Source organism: Staphylococcus sp. HGB0015 (genome assembly GCF_000411275.1).
Lineage (GTDB): Bacteria > Bacillota > Bacilli > Staphylococcales > Staphylococcaceae > Staphylococcus > Staphylococcus schleiferi.
Genome location: NZ_KE150417.1, coordinates 1167907 through 1189578, shown reverse-complemented (window position 1 = coordinate 1189578; position 21672 = coordinate 1167907). Strand labels below are relative to the sequence as shown.

Sequence of the window (21672 nt, the reverse complement as noted above, 5' to 3'; positions counted from 1 at the left end):
TTCGGCTCTATGCCTCGGGAGTCTCGACTCGGTACGCAATCTATTTAAGCAATTTCACTATTGAAAAGTGGCATTGCTTACTTTATGAATCACACGTTTTACAGAAGATGCAGAAACGTTACAATCACTTGCGATATCAGTTTCTGAGCGAACTTGTGTTGCTTTATCTATAATAGCTTTCTGAACATGGTTTGAGATAAAACAGTTATCCTCAACAACATTTGTTTTAGAAGTAAAAGTCCGACCACAAACCCTACATTTAAACATTGTTTTAACAGATTTAAATACACTGCTATCTCTTGGAATCTTAAAAAAGTAATTCGCGATAAACGTTTTCCGTGTTTGTGTATTCGGTTTGGATTCGAATGATAACAGTGAGGACAAGTCATAGGCTTATATGAAAGGGTACCAAAGATGACGTTAGATTTCTGACCTCTAATAACTACATCTTCTTCAACTTTAGTGATTTTAATATTATTATCTTTTAATATATCATTACACATAGGCGCAATATGTCTCCTTTATTTTTGGTTTAGTCACTTAAAATGATAGAGGCATTTGCGCTATTTTTGTACAAAAAAGCAGTATGACTTATGTCATCCCACCATAAAAAATGAAGAACCTTTTTTGCTTTTACTGGCTTTTTAAGGAAGTAGCCAATGAGTTTGCGTATGATGATGTTAACTATAAATATTGTGTATTAGTAAAACTTGATAGTTTACCAGTTGATATCGAGATTGATTCTATCGTCGTGTGTGTTTATAAATGATTGTCTTTTATCTTGCAATTCGTTGCATTGAACTGTCTGAGCGTCTTACAATTAATATATTAAGGAGTGGTAACATGGATATTGGTAAATTTAAAGTTGATGCATTAGATGGTGGCTTTACACAAATGGATGGTGGGGCCATTTTTGGTGTTGTACCTAAACCATTATGGGAAAAACAATATGCAGTGAATGATAAAAATCAAGTTCCGTTAGTCACGCATCCTATTCTAATTCGGACAAGCGATTGTAATATTTTAATTGATGCAGGTATTGGCAATCATAAATTAACTGAGAAGCAATTACGTAATTATGGTGTAATCAATGAGTCTCGTATTAAGGAAGGATTAGCGCGTTTTTCATTAACACCTGAGGAAATAGATCTTGTCTTAATGACACATATGCACTTTGATCATGCGACAGGGCTTACTGACGCTGAGGGGAATGCACAGTTTCCAAATGCGCGCCATTATATACAACAAGATGAGTGGCATGAATTTATAGCACCTAATATCAGAAGCCGAGCAACATATTGGCCAAGTAATAGAGGTACGTATGAAGATCGAATGATTTTATTTGAAGATACGATTGAACCCTATCCGGGCATAAAGATGAAACATACCGGCGGACATAGCTATGGCCATGTTTTAATTGAAATAGAAAGTGATAATGAAAAAGCTGTACACATGGCAGATATTTTTAGCACAGCGGCACATCGTAATCCACTTTGGGTGACTGCCTATGATGATTATCCGATGCAATCGATTAGAGAAAAAGAGCGCTTAACACGTTACTATGCGGCAAACGAATATTGGTTTTTGTTTTATCATGATGTTGAATATTTTGCGGTACAATTAAGTGATGACTTAAAAAACATTAAAGCGCAAATCTTGAGATAATAAAAAAGGGTGGACATTAAATTGTGTCCAATCCCCTCAGCTATATTTCTATAATGTCAATGATTTGGCCATCATATGCGTCAGCGATAAATTCATAATGGTAAATTTTACCATTGCGCTCAGCACTGATGCCCCCTTTGTATACCTCATATTCGATACCAAATTTACGATATGTTGTCGGTTCATAAAGGATATAAGACCCTGTGACATGTTTAAAGTAGCTTTTAACAGAATCTATGACTTTATTGGCTGGGATATATTTCTGTTTATTCATATTCAGCACATAAAAATAACTTCCTGCAAGAACCACGCCGATTGTGATTGGTATCAATAAAGGCCAGTTTTTTTTCGATAACATAATTCACATCTCCTTGTTGAAGACTTAATTCTAGTTTACCACAGTAGAGATGATATACTAAATAAAGAGACTAAAAAAATAAGGAGTGTGCGATATGACAACAAGTACGATTGAAAAAATTAAGACTTTAACGGAACTACACGGTGCTCCTAATTTTGAACATCGCGTACGTGAATATATGAAAGCGAGTATGACACCTTATGTTGATACATTTGTATATGATCGAATGGGCGGATTTTACGGTGTAAAGAAAAGTAAAAATAAAAATGCGAAACGTGTAATGGTTGCAGCCCATATGGATGAGATTGGATTTATGATCACAGAAGTAACGGCACAAGGTTTGATTAAATTTACGGCCCTTGGTGGAGTGGCAAATGATATTTGGCAAGGGCAACGTCTTAAAATTTTGACACAACAAAATGAAGAAATCATCGGTGTAGTGGCGAATATACCAAGCCACTTTAGAACAGGACAAGAAGGCGCGCCACGCATTGAAGATTTACTTTTAGATATTGGAGAAAGTTCTAAAGAGGATGTTTTAAAGCGAGGCGTACAATTAGGAGACCCTATTGTACCGCACACAGAATTATTACAGTTGTCTGAACACCGATATGCAGCAAAAGCATGGGATAACCGATACGGCTGTGTCATCGGTCTAGAATTACTCGAACAACTTAAAGACGTTGAATTAGATTTTGATTTATATGTTGGCGCGAATGTACAAGAAGAAGTAGGTTTACGAGGTGCTGAAGCGGCTGCGCGTCTGATTAATCCAGATGTCGCTTTTGTTGTTGATTGCTCACCTGCTAACGATATGAAAGGGCGACAAGGTCTTTCGGGTGTACTAGGAGAAGGGGCGCTGTTACGAATTAAAGATGGTACGATGCTACTCAAACCAGCCTTTAAATCTTATTTACAACAAATTGCAGCAGAACACCAGATTCAATATCAACATTATATCTCACCTGGTGGTACTGACGGCGGTGTAATTCATAAATCGAATATTGGTGTGCCAACTGCTGTGATTGGCGTGTGTGCAAGATATATTCATAGTGTGGATGCTGTTTTTGATATTCGTGATTATCAAGCAGCGAATGCATGGTTAACGGCGTCTATCCGTCAATTAGATGATGAAACGATAGAACGATTACAATATCAATAGGAGTGATAGTGATGATTCAATTAGAAAGTGAACAACAATTTAATGCATTTGCGCAAAAAAATACCGTTTTCTTATTTAGTGCAGGTTGGTGTCCAGATTGTCATGTCATTGAGCCGGGTTTACCTGGACTGGAAGAAAAGTACCAACAATTTGACTTTGTAAAAGTGGATCGAGATCAATTCATTGATTTAGCGATTGAGCACGGTATTATGGGCATTCCAAGTTTCTTAGTTTATCAAAATGGTAAGCAAGTGGGTTCTTATATTGGAAAAGAACGAAAAACAGTAGAACAAATCGATGAATTTTTGAGTCAATTTTAAATAGATTTTAACCCTTGGGACATAGTTTTTCTCTAGTCCTAAGGGTATATTTATTGTAAACTAATAAAAGGCATGAAATTAGGAGTGAAAAAATGAATGTCTTTAAAATGAGAGATTTGATTAAGTCACGATTAGAAGATTTAGAGGTTCAATATCAATTTAATCGTAAAGAAGAATCTTTGAGAATTTATCGAACTGATAATCATAAAGGCTTAACAGTTAAACTTTCCCCAATTGTTGCTAAATTCAACAAAGGGCAAGAAAATATTGTTGATGAAATTATTTATTACATTGAAGAAACCATTCATCAAATGAAAGATGAATCCTATAAAGCATTAGATGAAATACGTGTGATGCCTGTCATACGTTCGACAAGTTTTAATGAGAAAACAGATGATGGAAAAGTGTTTATTACTGAACCGCATACTGCTGAAACACGTATTTATTTTGCTCTTGATCTAGGAAAATCGTATCGTCTCATTGATGAAACACTTATGACATCTTTAAAGTTGTCCAAACAACAAATTAAAGAAATGGCGATGTTTAACGTACGTAAACTTGATAATACGTTTACGACAGATGAAGTAAAAGGGAATATCTTTTATTTTATTAATCAAAATGATGGCTATGATGCAAGTCGCATCATGAACGCAAAGCTATTAAGTGAATTTGAAGAACGATGCCAGGGTGAAATGTTAGTCGCCGTTCCACATCAAGATGTGCTCATTATTGCAGATATACGGAACAAAACAGGTTATGACGTGATGGCACATATTACTATGGACTTTTTTGCTAAAGGATTAGTTCCGATAACCTCACTTTCGTTTGCTTATCAAGAGGGGCACTTCGAACCTATCTTCATTTTAGGTAAAAATAATAAGCCTAAAAATCAAGCACATCCTAATGTCGTACATCACTTACGCGCAACTAAAGATAATGATAATCAAAATGAGGAGTAATGAATATGAATTTATTTTATAACCCAACAGGAGTTGGAAACGTTGCATTTTTACAAATTGATCAAGTGGAAGGACCATTTGAATATGAAAGTTATGGAGATGTCGTTGCAATAAAAAAAGAAGGTGAGATCGTCGGCTTTAACCTTTTCAATGCGACAAATCACTTGAGCCTTTCTGGAAAAGGTCATATTAAATTGACGGCATCACATATTGATGACATTCAAAAAATGATTGATGAAACAGATTTGGATTATCAACTTGAAGCGGATTTATCTCCGAAATTTGTAGTAGGTTATGTACAATCAAAAGAAAAGCACCCAGATGCTGATAAACTGAGCGTTTGTCAAATTGATGTGGGTTCTGAAACGTTACAAATCGTCTGTGGTGCACCAAACATTGAGCAAGGTCAAAAAGTTGTTGTTGCCAAAGTTGGAGCTGTAATGCCAAGTGGTATGATTATTAAAGACGCTGAGCTAAGAGGTGTCGCTTCAAGTGGTATGGTTTGTTCAATGAAAGAACTGAACTTGCCTAATGCGCCGCAAGAGAAAGGAATCATGGTTTTAGAAGATAGTTATAAAGTAGGTCAATCATTTTTCGATGAATAAAGGAAGGTTGTGAAATCAATGAGCTGGTTTGATCAATTATTTGGTGAAGATGATAAAAGCTATTCATCACAACGTTCAAAACGAAGAAAAAGCGAGCAACAGAAAAGTCAAATTAAAAGTGATCTTGTACCGCAAAGTAACGATATTTACCAAAGACCAAGAGGTAAATTCCGCTTTCCAATTCATATGTATGAGCAACATAGAGAGCCAACACAAGATCATACTGCAACAGCTAAACAACATAAAGAAAACGTGTCACAACATACACCACACACTTTAATTACAGATCGTAAACAGCGTCGTCATCGCGGTATGCATCAGCAACCATCGCAAGCCTCTGAACAAGTATCTAAACAAGATAACATTCAATATTCCAACAATCAGCGTTATCATAAAAATCAGCATGTCGGATCGCAATATACACGCCATGCTAAAAATCATTTTCCTGAAAAGCCAAATTATCACCAGAAGGAATTTAGAGCAAGTGAGGTACCTTCAGCGATATTTGGAACAAAACAACATAAGAAAATTGAAAATAGTGGATTAAAGCAACCACCTGGCACGCGTCATGCTGAAGATACGCATGAAGCATCAAAGGTCAAATCAACAAGTTCAAGCAATAAAAACGAAACTCAATCAAATAGCAAAGCACAAAATTCTCAAAAAGGTACACCTTCTGGTCCAAGAAGTAACACCGTTAATATTGAAAATATTTATGCGTCTCAAATTGTTGAAGAAATTCGTCGTGAACGCGAGAAAAAAGTGCTACAAAAGAAACGTTTTCAAGAGGAACTTAAGAAAAAACGTGAACATCAAGCGAATGATACACAAAATGAGCTGCAAAAAGCGATTGACGATATGCATTCGGCACAAGCACGTCAGTTATTAGGTGAGCAATATGATACATCTATAGAGGACGCCGATGATGACGTTCCTACAACGGCTGAAGATACGCCACAATTAAATGTTGAAGAAACTGAATCACAAGATCAGAATCATTATTATACGTATGAAGAAGTTGATTTGGCACAATTTGATGAGCCATCTTCTGCAAGTGTAGAGACAGCTGAGGACTTGTCAGTACAACAACCGCGAGAATTACAAACATCTGAGGAAACGACTGATAATACGGCATTAGAAGACTATGAAGACAATTTTGAAAGTGAATGGCATCAAGAAAATGAGAATGATGCAATGGATAGTAATGCCACAGATATGAGTAATGCCTCTGACAATGAGGATATTGAAGAAAATGAAAACACTGTGGCGAGCTTTGAGGATAAGGATGTAAAAGCTAAAGATACCGTCCAGTTAGAACCTGTGCTAAAACCAGAGCTTCATCGTGATAAAACGAATGAATCCAATCATGTAGAGGTCCAAAAAACGACAGATTCTAATGATGAAGAAAGTCAATCAAATGACGATAAAGTCAATGCGACAACTGATAAAAAGCAAACAAAACCGACTATCACGCCGATACGTAAAGGAAGCAAGCCTTTTAATGTTGTTATGACACCGTCAGATAAAAAAAGAATTATGGATCGACAAAAGAAAATCCAACAGTTCAATCCAAGTCATAACGAAGTGAAAGATGATAGACATCAACAATCATCACAAGCGGAAGATGCAATTTCAAATGAAAATACACAAGGTGCAGTAATTGCTGACAATCCAACGCAACAAACATCTGTTAATGAAGATTTGTCTACTACGTCAGAGCAACGAGAAGTTGAATCTTCAATGACGACGGTACATAATCAAAATTTTGTTGAAGATACCCAATCTACAGCATCAAAACAAGAAGAAAAGGTTGTTCGACGTGGGCCTAATTTGAATTTGCCAAGTATTGCACTACTGGATGAGCCTGAAATTCAAGAACGTGATGAAGCCTGGATTTCTGAGAAAAAACAAGAGTTAAACGATGCCTTTTATTATTTCAATGTTCCAGCAGAAGTTGTCAATGTTATCGAAGGTCCAAGTGTGACACGTTTTGAATTATCTGTTGAAAGAGGGGTAAAGGTTTCAAGAATCACTGCTTTGCAAGATGATATTAAAATGGCGCTTGCAGCGAAAGATATACGTATTGAAGCCCCTATACCGGGTACAAGTTTGGTAGGTATAGAAGTCCCTAATCAACATGCGACAAAAGTTAATTTAAGATCGATTATCGATACACAAGTATTTAAAAATGCGGAATCAAAATTAACAGTTGCAATGGGAAATCGAATCAATAACGAACCGTTACTTATGGATATAGCTAAAACACCGCATGCTTTAATAGCAGGTGCCACGGGTTCAGGTAAATCTGTCTCTATTAACAGTATTTTAATTTCATTGTTGTATAGAAACCATCCAGAAGAATTAAAACTACTTTTAATTGACCCTAAAATGGTTGAACTTGCACCTTATAATGATTTACCACATCTCGTTGCACCAGTCATTACAGATGTAAAAGCTGCGACGCAAAGTTTGAAGTGGGCTGTGGATGAAATGGAAAGACGTTATAAGCTTTTTGCACAAGCACATGTCCGTAACATATCAGCATTCAACAAAAAAGTGTCCTATGATCAACGCATTCCTAAAATTGTGATTGTCATAGATGAGCTTGCAGATTTAATGATGATGGCGCCTCAAGATGTAGAGCAATCTATTGCACGATTGGCACAAAAAGCACGTGCATGTGGTATTCATATGTTAGTGGCAACACAAAGACCATCAGTCAATGTCATTACGGGATTGATTAAAGCAAATATACCTACTCGAATTGCATTTATGGTATCATCGAGTGTGGATTCTAGAACCATTTTAGATAGTGGTGGCGCCGAACGCCTTCTTGGTTATGGGGACATGTTGTATCTTGGTGGTGGCATGAATAAGCCGATACGTGTTCAAGGAACTTTTGTGTCAGATGATGAAATTGATGCTGTGGTTGATTTTATTAAATCACAACGAGAGCCTGAATATTTATTCCAAGAGCAAGAGTTATTACAAAAAACGGAAGCACCTGTTAAGGATGAATTATTCGATGACGTATGCGCATTTATGGTACGAGAAAACCATATTTCAACTTCCTTAATACAACGCCATTTTCAAATCGGTTATAATCGAGCAGCACGTATCATTGATCAATTAGAACAACTGGGTTTTATCTCTGGGGCAAATGGATCAAAACCACGTGATGTATATCTTACAGAGTCTGAATTAAATGAGCTTTAGTGTGGAAAAAGAGAAAGGAGCGATGAAACAATGACGAAATACCATTTTGTTGGTATTAAAGGTGCTGGGATGAGCTCATTAGCGCAAATTATTTATGATTTGGGCTATGATGTTCAAGGATCAGATATAGACCAGTACGTTTTTACTGAAATTGCATTAAAAAATAAGGGGATTAAAATATTACCATTTACCGCGGATAATATTACTGAGGGGTTAACCATTATTCAAGGTAATGCATTTAATGATTCACATGAAGAAATCGCTCGTGCACATGAACTCGGTTTAAAAGTGATTCGTTATCACGATTTTTTAAGCGAAGTCATCAACCAGTACATATCCGTTGCAGTGACAGGTGCGCACGGCAAAACTTCAACGACTGGTTTGTTGTCTCATGTAATGAATGGTGATAAAAAGACGTCATTTTTAATTGGTGACGGTACAGGTATGGGGCTGCCTCAAAGTGAGTATTTCGCTTTTGAAGCTTGTGAATACCGACGTCATTTTCTAAGTTATCAACCAGACTATGCGATTATCACGAATATCGATTTTGATCATCCAGATTATTTCAAAGATGTGGATGATGTCATTAATGCTTTCCAAGGGATGGCAAACAATGTTAAAAAGGCGATTATCGCATGGGGTGATGATCCTTACGTTAAAGAAATTAATGTGAATATTCCAGTTTATTATTATGGCTTCGATCCATCAATGGATGTTTCTGCACAAAATATCGAAGTTACAGATAAAGGAACAGCATTCGATGTTTATATTAAAGGTGAGTATTATGATCATTTTGTCTCACCACAATATGGTGATCACAATATTTTAAATGCCTTGGCTGTATTAACTGTAAGTTACCTTGAAAAGTTAGATGTAGACAATATTAAAGAAGCGTTGATTACTTTCGGTGGTGTAAAACGTCGCTTTAATGAAACATTTGTACAAAATCAAGTATTAGTAGACGATTATGCCCACCATCCAAGAGAAATTAGTGCTACAATTGAGACAGCTAGAAAAAAATATCCTAATAAAGAAGTGGTTGCGATTTTTCAACCACATACTTTCTCTCGAACAAAAGCATTTTTACAAGAGTTTGCAGATGTGTTAAGTGATGCAGATCAAACTTATTTGTGTGATATTTTTGGTTCCATTCGTGAAAATCAAGGTGAATTGTCAATTGAAGACTTATTACAACGGATTGATGGGGCACACTTGATTTCAGAAGATAATGTTGACCAATTAGAGAAACATGACGATGCTGTACTTCTTTTTATGGGTGCAGGAGACATTCAAAAGATTCTCAAAGCATACATGGAAAAAGTTAGTGTTGAACATGGGTTTTAATGTTTGAGTTTCAAGAGGTTGGGTATTAAAGTAAAATAAATAGCATATTATTTAATGTCATTAGGAGGCGTTTACGAATGGAATGGATTTTACCTATTGCAGGAATCATCGCAGCAATTGCATTTTTAATCTTGTGTATTGGTATCGTAGCTGTATTGGTTTCTGTTAAAAAGAACTTGGACCATGTGGCTAAAACACTTGATGGTGTTGAAGGTCAAATTCAAGGGATTACACGTGAATCAACTGACCTGCTACACAAAGCAAATCGTTTAACTGAAGATATCCAAGACAAAGCAAATCGCTTAAACTCTGTGGTTGACGCAGTAAAAGGTATTGGTGATTCAGTGCAAACATTAAACGGTTCAGTGGATCGTGTAACTCACTCAATTACACATAACATTTCACAGAACGAAGACAAAATTTCACAAGTTGTTCAATGGTCTAATGTTGCAATGGAAATTGCTGATAAATGGCAAAATAGAAAAAGCCGCCGTGGAAGTGCAGCTTATAAAACGAACAACGTAGCAGATGATGCAAATCGTGGCCAAGGTCATCAACATTCACATTCTTTATCTAACGATGAATTAGTGAATAATGAATATAAAAATAAAGACTTAAACGATTTCTCAACTGACCCAGAATCAGTAAATACAAAGTATACGACTTTAAATGACTCTGATTCTAAACACAAATAATAAGTTCAGATTTTGAATAGGCTTTAAACAGAATGCACTTAAATGAGTTTAATACTTGATTTAAGTGCATTTATTAATAGGAGGGGACGATTGGATGGAAAAATATAATCGAGACTTATACACTAAAGGTTTAGAAAGTTATGAAGTGCCTCATTATGAAGAAGGAAACAAAGGTTTAGATTTCGTATTCGGCTTTGTAGCAGGTGCTATTTTAGGAAGTGCGTTAGGTATTGTTTTAAAACCAGGATCAGCACAAAGAAAGAATAAAAATCGCAATCAAACTGTGAACGTCAACGAACAATCTGTACAATTGAGAGAAGAAGCACAACGTAAAGCAGAAGCACTTAAAGCGCAAGCAAGACAAATTAGAGATGAAAAAGCAAGTGCTACACAAAAACCTGAAAATAAAGAGAACGTAACGTCTTCAGAACTAGAAGCGCAACGTCGTGCGATTCGAAGCGAAGTGGATTCAGATCGTTTAGAACAACCTACGCGTAATCATGATCAATCAACAAAGTCTACTGACCTAAAAAATCATAAAAATGAAAGTGTAGCAACAGCGGCTGCTACGCCTGTTCAACAAGAAAATTCTCAATCATCAACAGCTACAAAAACGCAAAACAAACAAGCTGTACAAGATGATACCGTTGCAGCACAACAACGCGCGATTCGTAATGAAGTCGATTCAGATCGTTTAGCGGGTCAAGCTGCTGATCAAAACAATGGTAAAGCACAAGTAGATGATAAAGGTCAAAAATCAGATAGCCAGGCACATGCTACAGCACAATCATCAAATAAACCGCAACCGCATAGTGAAGCACAATTTGAAAATGGTGTGATTACGCATGATACTTCTCATAAAGAGAACAAACAAAAAGATGACTTTAAACTTTCATCTGAACATAATCAAGCTGTATCTGAAGAAGCTAAAAAAACAAATAGTAAAGTAGACAAACATACTTTCAACAATAAATAACATCAATTTAAAATAACGAAAATGAGACATTAATCTCAAAAATAATAGCGCTAAGATGATTTTTAATAGAAAATCGTTTTAGCGCTTTTTTATGATATGACTTCACTTTATGAGATGCAACAGCCTCAATTTGTCGTTTCCGCTAATTCTATTTTAAATGGTTGTATATTTTTAACGGTTGGTGAAATATTCACTGACCGTTATTTTAATTTTTGATATTAAAAAAGCACAAATATCTCTATAATTGTAAGTGACCAAACCAACGATTAAGGAGATATTGTGCCTATGTGTAATGATATATCAGAAATGCTTGGAATTAAAGTCAAAAATTTAAAAATCACTCAAAATCTAGGATTAGATGTACATAAAAACGTAAAGGCATTATTATACGAAGGCCAATTGACATATCATCCCAGTGCTTGTGCGTGTTGTGGAATTAAAAATGATGCCCATTTAATTATTAAACATGGCTTTCGTAAAACGAAAGTTTATATGGGATTAATTTTTGAAAGACCTGCCTATTTAAAATTGAAGAAACAGCGCTTTTACTGTAAAGCTTGTCAACAAACCTTTACAGCTCAAACACCCTATATTCAACCCCGATGTACCATCTCAAATGAGGTCAAACGCATGATGACCCGGAAACTATCTAAAGTCATCTCTGAAAAGGATGTCGCTGAAAGTCTATGTGTATCACCTTCAACTGTCCATCGCCATTTAAAAGAGGTAAGTGATTCGGTGAAGACGCAGGCACATCATGTTTTACCGGAGCACTTAGCTTTTGACGAATTCAAATCAACGAAAGATGTCGAAGGTGCGATGAGCTTTATTTACTGTGATAGTGTAACCCATGATATCATCGATATTTTACCTGATCGTCGCAAACATAAATTAGAAGCCTATTTTTTAAAGTTCTCTAGAAAGCAACGTGAAAGAGTGAAAACCATCTCTATAGATATGTTTCCACCTTATATCGCACTCATTCAAGACTTATTTCCTCATGCGGAGATAATTATGGATCGCTTTCATATCGTGCAGGCTATCAATCGTGAAATCAATCGATGCCGAGTTCAAGTTATGAATGGTTTTAGGACAAAAGATAGACCTCAATATAATAAATTAAAGCGTTATTGGAAGTTACTATTAAAAGCGCCCTTAGATTTAGATCGAATGATATATCAGTCATACGGACTTTTTAAGTCTTGGCAGAGTCAATACAGTTTAGTTCAGTATTTATTGGAGCTTGATGAGAGGCTCAAAGAGACATATGAAACGGGGCATCGTCTTTTAAGTGCTCTGAAAGTAAACGATATCCAGCAATTACGCTTCATCTTACAGGATTCAAAAACAAAAGATATTTCACAAGGACTCAAGCGCGTCATTCAAACATTCATCAAATATTTGCCCTATATCTCAAATACGATGCGTTATCCACATTTAACGAATGGGCCAATTGAGGGCATTAATAATAAAATAAAACTGATTAAACGGGTTTCTTATGGTTATAGAAATTTCTGGAATTTTAGGAATCGAATCTTAATCATTTCCAAGGTATTTGTAAGTGAATATAAAAAACGCATTAAACAACAAAATAACGTTGCTTAATGCGTTATCGTCTCGCCAACCGACGTTGACAAAGAACCTTTTAAATTAGGCTTATTGCTCATTGTTTAAGCCATTCAATATCCTCAACTAAACTAAAATGTGCCCACAAATCTGAATCGTTTTCTCTGATGCAAGAAAAGTTTATAATAAAACTAGAAAATGGTATAATTGATATTAAATTTTAAATTTTCTGTCAAAATACATTGACTTACTGCGCAATATATTCTACAGTTTTAATAATTAGTAGTTTATGTTTATATATTATTGTGGAGAATGGGTTGAAATTAAGGGATATTATTGATAATATACTCAATATCCACTTGAAGTTTTATTGCTTTAAAGCAAGTTAGAAAATGATTGGTTGAGGTGAAAGATATGACAAGTAAATTAGAAGCATACAGAAAGCAGATTGAAGATATCAATGGACAAATTTTAGATTTATTATCAAAACGTGGAGAGCTTGCTCAAAAAATCGGTGAGGAAAAACGTAAACAAAGCACAGTAGTTTATGATCCGCAACGTGAAAAAGAAATGCTCAATACATTAATTGATAAAAACCAAGGTCCATTTAATGATAATGTAATTAAACAACTGTTTAAAGAAATATTTAAAGCCTCAACAGATTTACAAAAGTCAGATAATGAAAAGCACCTCTATGTTTCTCGTAAACTGAAACCTGAAGATACCATTGTTCATTTTGATAATGGTGGCATTATAGGAGAAGGTGTAAAATCATTTGTATTTGGCCCTTGTTCTGTAGAATCATATGAACAAGTTGAAGCTGTTGCTAAGAATTTACACGCCAAAGGTGAAAAATTCATTCGTGGTGGTGCATTTAAACCACGTACATCTCCGTATGATTTCCAAGGATTAGGAGAAGAAGGCCTTAAAATATTAAAACAAATTAAAGATAAATATGATTTAAATGTTGTCAGTGAAATTGTACATCCAAACGATTTTGAAATTGCAGATCAATATTTAGATGTATTTCAAATCGGTGCACGAAATATGCAAAACTTCGAATTGTTAAAAGAAGCTGGTCGTACGAAAAAACCAATTTTGTTAAAACGTGGATTATCCGCAACAATTGAAGAATTTGTTTATGCAGCTGAATACATTGCTTCAGAAGGTAACCAAAATATTATTTTATGTGAACGTGGTATTCGTACATACGAAAAAGCAACGCGTAACACTTTAGATATTTCTGCTGTTCCAATTTTGAAGCAAGGCACACATTTACCAGTTATGGTTGACGTGACACATAGTACAGGAAGAAAAGACATTATGTTACCAACTGCTAAGGCAGCATTAGCTGTAGGTGCGGATGGTGTTATGGCTGAGGTACACCCTGAACCTTCTGTTGCGTTAAGTGATAGTGGTCAGCAAATGGATTTAAATGAATTTGATGCATTCTACAATGTACTCAAACCGCTGTCAGATTTATATAATCAACAAAAGATTAAATAATTTTTGTGTAACAACCTTTATAAAAAACCAAGACAAACCAAGCTAAAATTCAATATGATTTTTCCTAAGCGGCGAAGCTATTTTTTGATGAATGGTTTCGTCGCTTTTGGTGCTTTATATTTAAAATAATTATTTCCATTATATATATTGATAGAAAAGAAAATAAGATATCAATAAAACAATGAGTATATATATCATTTTGACAATAATTACGTTATAATATTATTTTTAAATATGACAAAAATTTGACAAGAAAGCGTTTTAGATTTCTAAATTTGTCAATTTATGATAAACTTTGAAAATGACATGAAAACGTATTAAAATAAACAATAAAGCGTTTTCGAGGAGGGACTTTCAATATGACTGTAACCATTTATGATGTTGCTCGAGAAGCACGTGTCTCGATGGCAACAGTGTCAAGAGTTGTGAATGGGAATCAAAATGTAAAACCTGAAACAAGAGATAAAGTAAACGAGGTTATTAAACGTTTAAACTATAGACCTAATGCCGTTGCGAGAGGTTTAGCAAGTAAGCGTACGACGACAGTTGGCGTTATCATCCCTGATATTTCTAATATCTATTACTCTCAATTAGCGCGAGGTCTAGAAGATATTGCAACGATGTATAAATATCATACAATCATATCAAACTCTGATAACGATCCTGAAAAGGAAAAAGAGATTTTTAATAATTTATTAAGTAAACAAGTAGATGGTATTATCTTTCTTGGGGGCACTTTAACGGAAGATATTAAAGAACAAATTAGCCGCGCTTCAATACCGGTTGTGGTTTCTGGTACGAATGGTAAAGACGACGGTATTGCTTCAGTTAATATTGATTTTGTTAAAGCAAGTGAAGAAGTCACTGAAAAGCTTGTTCAATCAGGTGCAACGAAATTTGCTTTTGTGGGTGGAGGCTATTCAAAAAAAGCACAAGAAGATGCATATGATGGACTTAAAAAGGCGTTAGAAAAACATAATTTATCTGTGGATCAACATCTGTTATATGTAGGAAATGAAACTTATAAAGATGGGTTACGCGCATTTGAGAAATTAAGTGAATATCGTCCAGATGTTGTGTTGTCTATTAGTGATGAACAAGCAATAGGCATTGTTCACGCCGCTTTAGATTATGGTCTAGAAGTACCTAAAGATATTCAAGTTGTTAGCTTTAACAATACACGCTTAGTTGAAATGGTACGGCCACAATTATCAAGCGTCATTCAACCTTTATACGATATTGGTGCGGTAGGGATGCGTTTACTTACTAAATATATGAATAACGAAGATATTGAAGATCATAACGTTATTTTGCCACATAAAATTCAATATCGTGGTACGACACGCTAATATTCAATTCAAACTCAAAGAAGCTGTGAAGACATTTATGAAAATAGATTTCTTCACAGCTATTTTTTTAAGATTTTGGTTATTAAAACCAGCTTAAAATGTTAGAGGCCACTTGTTCATTCTGTTTCGTGATGGCTTCTCTTCTTGGAATTTCTTGATAATCTTCAAACTGTTCCTCCCAGTATTCAGGAATTGGAACAGGACTATAATGGCGCCACTTGTTCAGCCAAGCTTCTGGTAATTTTCCTGATAACGGTGGTTGGTGTATTAAGCTTAAATAAATATGACTCCAAGCTCTAGGTACGACACGCCAAATATTATAACCACCACCGCCTAACATGATTTGCTTTCCGTCACAATATTTTTCTGCTAAATCCGTAATAATATAAGGGATTTCATAAAGTGTATTTAAGTTGCAACTCATATGTGTCAGTGGATCTAAATAATGAATATCTGAACCATTGACACTCACAATGAAATCAGGTTGAAATGCTTCTGCAACCTTTCCTACTGTTTTTTTAAAGACATCGATAAAAGAATCATGCTCTGTATAAGGTTCTAAAGGCACGTTGATACAATAGCCAAAACCTTGATCGGTGCCTCTCTCAGTGTAGTGTCCTGAACCAGGAAATAAAAATTTTCCTGTTTCATGAATTGAATAATTCATAATTTGATTTGAAGTAAAAAAACGCCATTGCACACCATCCCCATGATGCGCATCAGTATCAATGTACAATACGCGTTGATGGTATCGTTCATTGAGATATTTCATGTAAATGGCTGCATCATTATAAACACAAAAACCACTTGCTCGTCCTTCGTGTGCATGATGAAGCCCTCCAGCAAGATGACAACCATTTCTAAACTGGCCTGTCATGATGGCATCAACCAGATTCAATCCGCCTCCGATAATGGTAGCTGTGCTACGATGAATCGTTGAAAATACATGTGTATCCTCATCCCCTAAACCATATTTTTGTTGTTCGTCAATAGTTAAAATATTCTTTTCCCCACGTTTTACGGCTTCAATATAGTCATAATTATGAACGGTTGCAATCTCATTTGTTGTGGCTTGTCTTGGCTTAATAATCTGTGAATCTGACAAGTAACCCGTTGCTTTTAATAATTCGGTGGTTAACTTAACACGCATTTGATTAAATGGATGTTTATTATGGAAGCGATACCGTAAAAGCGCGTCTGAATAGACATAACCTGTTTGTTGTGACTGTTCTTTCATGCCACACACCCCCTAGAAAAAGAAACGATTCATAAACCGTATATTGTCGAATTCTGTCATTTGATCGACTGTTATATTTTTGCCAATTCGAGCCATTAAGCAGTTTGCAGGATGACTCGTAATTTCAGGGTCATCTGTAGCAAATACTTCCAATCCGCCATGCGACATCATTGCTTGCATCAGTTTTTTATATTCAAAAACATCTAAACCAGAATTTTTCAAATCCCAATGCCAATAATATTCAGTTGTGATGACAATGTAATCCTCAAATTCAGGACTGCGTGTACTGACTTTTAATAACGCGTTTCCTAATCCTAGACCACGATAGGGTAGGCTAATTTCTATAGCACCTAGTTCAAGTAAATAAGGGAGATTTCCTGTTGACCATCTTTCCATTGGATCAGGATATAAATAAGTGACATAACCAATAATATGCTGGGCTTTTCTAATGATATAAATGCGACCTTCGTCTAAAGTACTTATATCTTGGATGGCTTCGAATTGCGCAATGGGTATACGAAACGCATCAAGTCCTTCGTCAAATGTCATTGTTTGTAGATAATCTTTTGAAACAGGACCTTCAATCACAAAGGTTTGACCAGCTTTTTCGTAACTTTCAAATTCGTATGTTTTTACATGAGACATGACGGTAGCTCCTTTCTTACGTATTACACTACATTTATTATAATGTAACTTTTGTGAATTTTCATCTTGTAGTCAGAATAAGTATAATATTTTGAAAACAATAGTCGAGTACGCTATAATATTTTTGAAAGCGATTACAAAAGGGGGTACTCGTGATGAAAGTCGAAGTATACAAAGGGGAACAAGGAGATTTCAACCTAACGAATTATCAAGAAACATATCAAAATTTCGATTGGAAAGAAGTCGAAAAAGCTTTTTCGTGGTATGAAACTGGAAAGGTCAATATGGCATATGAATGTATCGATCGCCATGTGAATGAAGGTAAAGCGGATAAAATTGCTTTAAATTATAAAGATGAGAATCGAAAAGAAAGCTACACATTTAAAGAAATGCAAGATAAAACAAATCAAGCCGCAAATGTGCTCAAAGAACAAGCGCATGTTCAAAAAGGAGATCGCGTTTTTATTTTTATGCCAAGAACGCCTGAACTCTATTTCGCTTTCTTTGGTATTCTTAAGATAGGTGCAATTGTTGGACCGTTATTTGAAGCATTTATGGAAAAAGCAGTGAAGGATCGTTTAGAAAATAGTGACGCTAAGGTTATTATTACAACGAATCAACTATTATCTCGAATTCCTAAAGACCAACTGCCGCATTTAGAAACAATTGTGGTTGTAGATGACCACGTTGAAGCTGATTATGTCGATTTTAATCAAGCATTGGCCGAGGCGGATACGTCATTCGACATCGAATGGTTAAACCGTGAAGATGGTTTAATATTACATTATACATCGGGATCGACAGGTCAACCAAAAGGTGTATTACATGTTCAGAACGCAATGTTGTTACATTATATTTCAGGTCGTTATGTTTTAGACTTTCATGAAGATGATATTTATTGGTGTACTGCTGATCCAGGTTGGGTTACTGGTACATCTTACGGTATTTTTGCACCGTGGTTAAATGGTGTCACAAACTGTATTGCTGGTGGCCGCTTTTCACCTGAGGGTTGGTACAGCATGATTGAGGATTTCAATGTGACCATTTGGTATACAGCACCGACTGCTTTAAGAATGTTAATGAGTGCTGGCGATGATTTGGTGGCAAAATATAATCTTTCCTCTGTTAAAAGTATTTTATCTGTAGGTGAACCTTTGAATCCTGAGGTCATTAAATGGGCTAAAAAAGTTTATCATAAACGTGTTTTAGATACATGGTGGATGACAGAGACTGGTGGTCACATGATTGTTAATTATCGCAATATGGATATTAAATTAGGTTCGATGGGTAAACCGTTACCAGGTATTGAAGCTGCAATTATCGATAACGAAGGTCATATCTTACCACCAAATCGCATGGGGAATTTGGCGATAAAAAAAGGTTGGCCGTCAATGATGCGTGAAATTTGGAAAAATCCTGAGAAATATCGCTCTTACTTTATTGGTGATTGGTATGTTTCGGGTGATTCCGCATATCAAGATGAAGATGGTTATTTCTGGTTCCAAGGTCGTGTTGACGATGTCATCATGACAGCTGGTGAAAGAGTGGGCCCATTTGAAGTTGAATCTAAGTTAGTCGAGCATGAAGCTGTTGCTGAAGCGGGTGTTATTGGGAAGCCCGATCCTGTACGTGGAGAGATTATCAAGGCTTTTGTTGCACTTCGTCAAGGATACGAACCTTCTGACGCATTGAAAGAAGATATTCGGAAATTTGTTAAAGAAGGGCTTGCTGCACATGCTGCACCGAGAGAAATCGAATTTAAGGAAAAACTGCCTAAAACGCGATCAGGTAAAATTATGCGTCGTGTGCTTAAAGCTTGGGAATTAGATTTGCCAACTGGTGATTTAAGCACAATGGAAGATTAAAGTGTTTATTGAAAAATTCATCGAACTTTATAAATTTAAATCAATAGCAGCATGAAATGCATAAAGATGTCTAGATTGTGCAAGGCTTGGATAGTTAAAGCTTTGCTCAATTCTAGTCATCTTTATTTTGGGGAGGACAATAAAATGATATTGCCAATCAAGACGCTGTTTAAAGATTTTTTCATTTTTTAAAGACGATTTACTTTATTTTTATATTTTAAGGGGACTGATTGATTAGGCTTAGTATTATAAGGGATTAAAAAAACATTATTGCCGAATAAAAATACAAGGATTTAAGTGTGAGGTTTTCCAAAATATGTTTGATATTTTGTTCGACATTGTCATCATTGTCCGTTATGATGAGTGATAAAGGGCGGGTAATATATACACACTCTCTTTCTTACAGTTAAGTGATGTAGATTGAATATTCGCGTTGAGTTCAATTTTTCACATGCTGTTCTGTTTCTAAACATTGATTTACATACTAACACTAAATTTTTAAAGGGGTTGACTATGGTGAGTCATTTATCAGATTTGGAAATTGCGAACCAATCGACATTAAGACCAATTCAAGAAATTGCTGAACGTGCAGGTATTTCTGAGGATGCCTTAGAACAATATGGGCATTATAAAGCAAAAATTGACATTTCTAAAGTAGCAACGAAGGGGACGAAAGGTAAAGTAGTCTTAGTGACTGCGATGAGTCCTACACCAGCTGGTGAAGGTAAATCAACTGTAACGGTTGGTCTTGCTGATGCATTTAAGCAAATTAATCAAAATGTCATGGTTGCTTTACGTGAACCTGCCTTAGGTCCGACATTTGGTATTAAAGGCGGCGCAACAGGAGGCGGATACGCACAGGTGTTGCCGATGGAAGACATTAACCTTCATTTTAATGGCGATTTTCATGCGATTACTACAGCCAATAATGCTTTATCTGCATTTATTGATAATCACATTCATCAAGGAAACGCATTAGGTATTGATCAACGACGTATTGAATGGAAACGTGTGTTGGACATGAACGATAGAGCATTACGTCAAGTCATTGTTGGTCTTGGTGGTCCAACGCAAGGGGTACCACGTGAAGATGGTTTTAATATTACGGTGGCTTCTGAAATTATGGCAATATTATGCTTAAGCACAGGAATAAAAGATTTAAAAGAAAATATTGCTAAGATTACAATTGGCTATACACGTGATCGTCAACCTGTCACTGTTAGAGATTTAGAAGTTGAAGGTGCTTTAGCGATGATTTTAAAAGATGCGATTAAGCCAAACCTTGTTCAAACAATTGAAGGAACACCTGCATTGGTACATGGTGGACCATTCGCGAATATTGCACATGGTTGTAACTCTATCATCGCAACTGAAACAGCACGTGACTTAGCTGATATCGTCGTCACAGAAGCAGGTTTTGGTTCAGACTTAGGTGCTGAAAAGTTTATTAACATTAAATCAAGAAAAGCTGGCTTTGAACCTGATGCAGTTGTCGTTGTTGCAACAATACGTGCGCTAAAAATGCATGGTGGTGTAGCGAAAGATCAACTAAAAGAAGAAAATGTAGATGCATTAAAAGCAGGTATTCAAAATTTAGAGCGTCATGTTAACAATATTCGTAAATTTGGTGTGGAACCCGTTGTAGCTTTGAATGCGTTTATCCACGACACAGAAGCCGAATTTGAGTATGTTGAACAATGGGCTAAAGCGAACAATGTACGTCTTTCTCTGACTGAAGTGTGGGAAAAAGGCGGTAAAGGTGGCGTTGATTTAGCAGAAAAAGTGTTAGAAGTCGTCAATACGCCAAATGACTTTAAACGACTTTATGAATTGGAGTCACCGCTTGAAGAAAAAATCGAAAAAATCGTTAAGGAAATATATGGTGGTTCTAAAGTGACATTTTCTTCAAAAGCACAAAAACAATTACAACAATTTAAAGAAAATGGTTGGGATCACTATCCAGTATGTATGGCAAAGACACAATATTCTTTCTCAGATGATCAAACACGATTAGGTGCACCGACTGGGTTTGAAATTACAATTCGTGAATTAGAGGCGAAAACGGGTGCTGGTTTCATTGTTGCATTAACGGGTGCGATTATGACGATGCCAGGATTACCTAAAAAACCTGCCGCATTAAATATGGATGTGACAGATGACGGCCATGCCATTGGCTTGTTCTAAATGGATGTGCAAAAGCAATA

The 21672-nt window shown here is 35.8% G+C and carries 17 protein-coding genes and 1 pseudogene; 14 read left to right on the top strand and 4 right to left on the bottom strand.

Annotation, left to right across the window (positions count from 1 at the left end; all coding sequences use genetic code 11):
- Positions 1-57 precede the first annotated feature (57 nt).
- Positions 58-384, bottom strand: coding sequence for a transposase family protein (locus HMPREF1208_RS12045; RefSeq protein WP_154840301.1), 327 nt, complete (start codon positions 382-384; stop codon positions 58-60).
- Between the two features lie 459 nt (positions 385-843).
- Here HMPREF1208_RS12045 and HMPREF1208_RS05495 point away from each other — a divergent pair, with 459 nt between their 5' ends.
- A complete protein-coding gene (locus tag HMPREF1208_RS05495) occupies positions 844-1665 on the top strand; it encodes a YtnP family quorum-quenching lactonase (RefSeq protein ID WP_016425370.1) in 822 nt (273 codons plus the stop codon).
- Positions 1666-1705: 40 nt separating this feature from the next.
- On the opposite strand, the gene HMPREF1208_RS05490 is transcribed toward HMPREF1208_RS05495, so the two are convergent.
- A complete protein-coding gene (locus HMPREF1208_RS05490) occupies positions 1706-2023 on the bottom strand; it encodes a hypothetical protein (RefSeq protein WP_016425369.1) in 318 nt (105 codons plus the stop codon).
- A 94-nt stretch (positions 2024-2117) separates the two neighbouring features.
- On the opposite strand from HMPREF1208_RS05490, the gene HMPREF1208_RS05485 reads away from it, so the two are divergent.
- The 11 genes and pseudogenes from HMPREF1208_RS05485 to ccpA all read left to right on the top strand — a co-directional run bounded on the left by HMPREF1208_RS05485 (position 2118) and on the right by ccpA (position 15721).
- Positions 2118-3185, top strand: coding sequence for a M42 family metallopeptidase (locus HMPREF1208_RS05485; protein WP_016425368.1), 1068 nt, complete (start codon positions 2118-2120; stop codon positions 3183-3185).
- Between the two features lie 11 nt (positions 3186-3196).
- A complete protein-coding gene (locus HMPREF1208_RS05480) occupies positions 3197-3505 on the top strand; it encodes a thioredoxin family protein (RefSeq protein ID WP_016425367.1) in 309 nt (102 codons plus the stop codon).
- A gap of 92 nt (positions 3506-3597) precedes the next feature.
- Complete coding sequence (locus HMPREF1208_RS05475) at positions 3598-4464, top strand: DUF1444 domain-containing protein (protein WP_016425366.1); 867 nt, start codon at positions 3598-3600, stop codon at positions 4462-4464.
- 5 nt (positions 4465-4469) lie between these two features.
- Positions 4470-5069 (top strand): YtpR family tRNA-binding protein, encoded by a 600-nt coding sequence (gene ytpR / locus HMPREF1208_RS05470; protein ID WP_016425365.1) that lies wholly within the window; start codon positions 4470-4472, stop codon positions 5067-5069.
- Positions 5070-5087: 18 nt separating this feature from the next.
- Positions 5088-8285, top strand: coding sequence for a DNA translocase FtsK (locus tag HMPREF1208_RS05465; RefSeq protein WP_016425364.1), 3198 nt, complete (start codon positions 5088-5090; stop codon positions 8283-8285).
- Positions 8286-8315: 30 nt separating this feature from the next.
- Complete coding sequence (murC, locus tag HMPREF1208_RS05460; protein WP_016425363.1) at positions 8316-9629, top strand: UDP-N-acetylmuramate--L-alanine ligase; 1314 nt, start codon at positions 8316-8318, stop codon at positions 9627-9629.
- A gap of 77 nt (positions 9630-9706) precedes the next feature.
- A pseudogene (locus HMPREF1208_RS05455) lies at positions 9707-10168 on the top strand (DUF948 domain-containing protein); the annotation flags it as partial.
- Between the two features lie 250 nt (positions 10169-10418).
- Positions 10419-11300 (top strand): hypothetical protein, encoded by an 882-nt coding sequence (locus HMPREF1208_RS05450; RefSeq protein ID WP_016425361.1) that lies wholly within the window; start codon positions 10419-10421, stop codon positions 11298-11300.
- A gap of 285 nt (positions 11301-11585) precedes the next feature.
- A complete protein-coding gene (locus HMPREF1208_RS05445) occupies positions 11586-12905 on the top strand; it encodes an ISL3 family transposase (protein WP_016425360.1) in 1320 nt (439 codons plus the stop codon).
- A 375-nt stretch (positions 12906-13280) separates the two neighbouring features.
- Positions 13281-14372, top strand: a complete 1092-nt coding sequence (locus tag HMPREF1208_RS05440) for a bifunctional 3-deoxy-7-phosphoheptulonate synthase/chorismate mutase (RefSeq protein ID WP_016425359.1) — start codon at positions 13281-13283, stop codon at positions 14370-14372.
- A 359-nt stretch (positions 14373-14731) separates the two neighbouring features.
- On the top strand, positions 14732-15721 hold the full coding sequence (ccpA, locus tag HMPREF1208_RS05435) for a catabolite control protein A (protein WP_016425358.1): 990 nt from the start codon (positions 14732-14734) through the stop codon (positions 15719-15721).
- 82 nt (positions 15722-15803) lie between these two features.
- Here ccpA and HMPREF1208_RS05430 read toward each other — a convergent pair whose 3' ends face one another.
- Together HMPREF1208_RS05430 and HMPREF1208_RS05425 are read right to left on the bottom strand one after the other, a co-directional pair.
- Positions 15804-16958 carry an acetoin utilization protein AcuC gene (locus HMPREF1208_RS05430; RefSeq protein WP_016425357.1) on the bottom strand — a complete coding sequence of 385 codons (1155 nt, stop codon included), beginning with the start codon at positions 16956-16958 and terminating at the stop codon, positions 15804-15806.
- A gap of 12 nt (positions 16959-16970) precedes the next feature.
- A complete protein-coding gene (locus HMPREF1208_RS05425) occupies positions 16971-17603 on the bottom strand; it encodes a GNAT family N-acetyltransferase (RefSeq protein ID WP_016425356.1) in 633 nt (210 codons plus the stop codon).
- A 155-nt stretch (positions 17604-17758) separates the two neighbouring features.
- Here HMPREF1208_RS05425 and acsA point away from each other — a divergent pair, with 155 nt between their 5' ends.
- Positions 17759-19468: an acetate--CoA ligase gene (gene acsA / locus HMPREF1208_RS05420; RefSeq protein ID WP_016425355.1), complete on the top strand. Its 1710-nt coding sequence runs from the start codon at positions 17759-17761 to the stop codon at positions 19466-19468.
- A 516-nt stretch (positions 19469-19984) separates the two neighbouring features.
- On the top strand, positions 19985-21652 hold the full coding sequence (locus tag HMPREF1208_RS05415) for a formate--tetrahydrofolate ligase (protein WP_037559297.1): 1668 nt from the start codon (positions 19985-19987) through the stop codon (positions 21650-21652).
- Positions 21653-21672 lie beyond the last annotated feature (20 nt).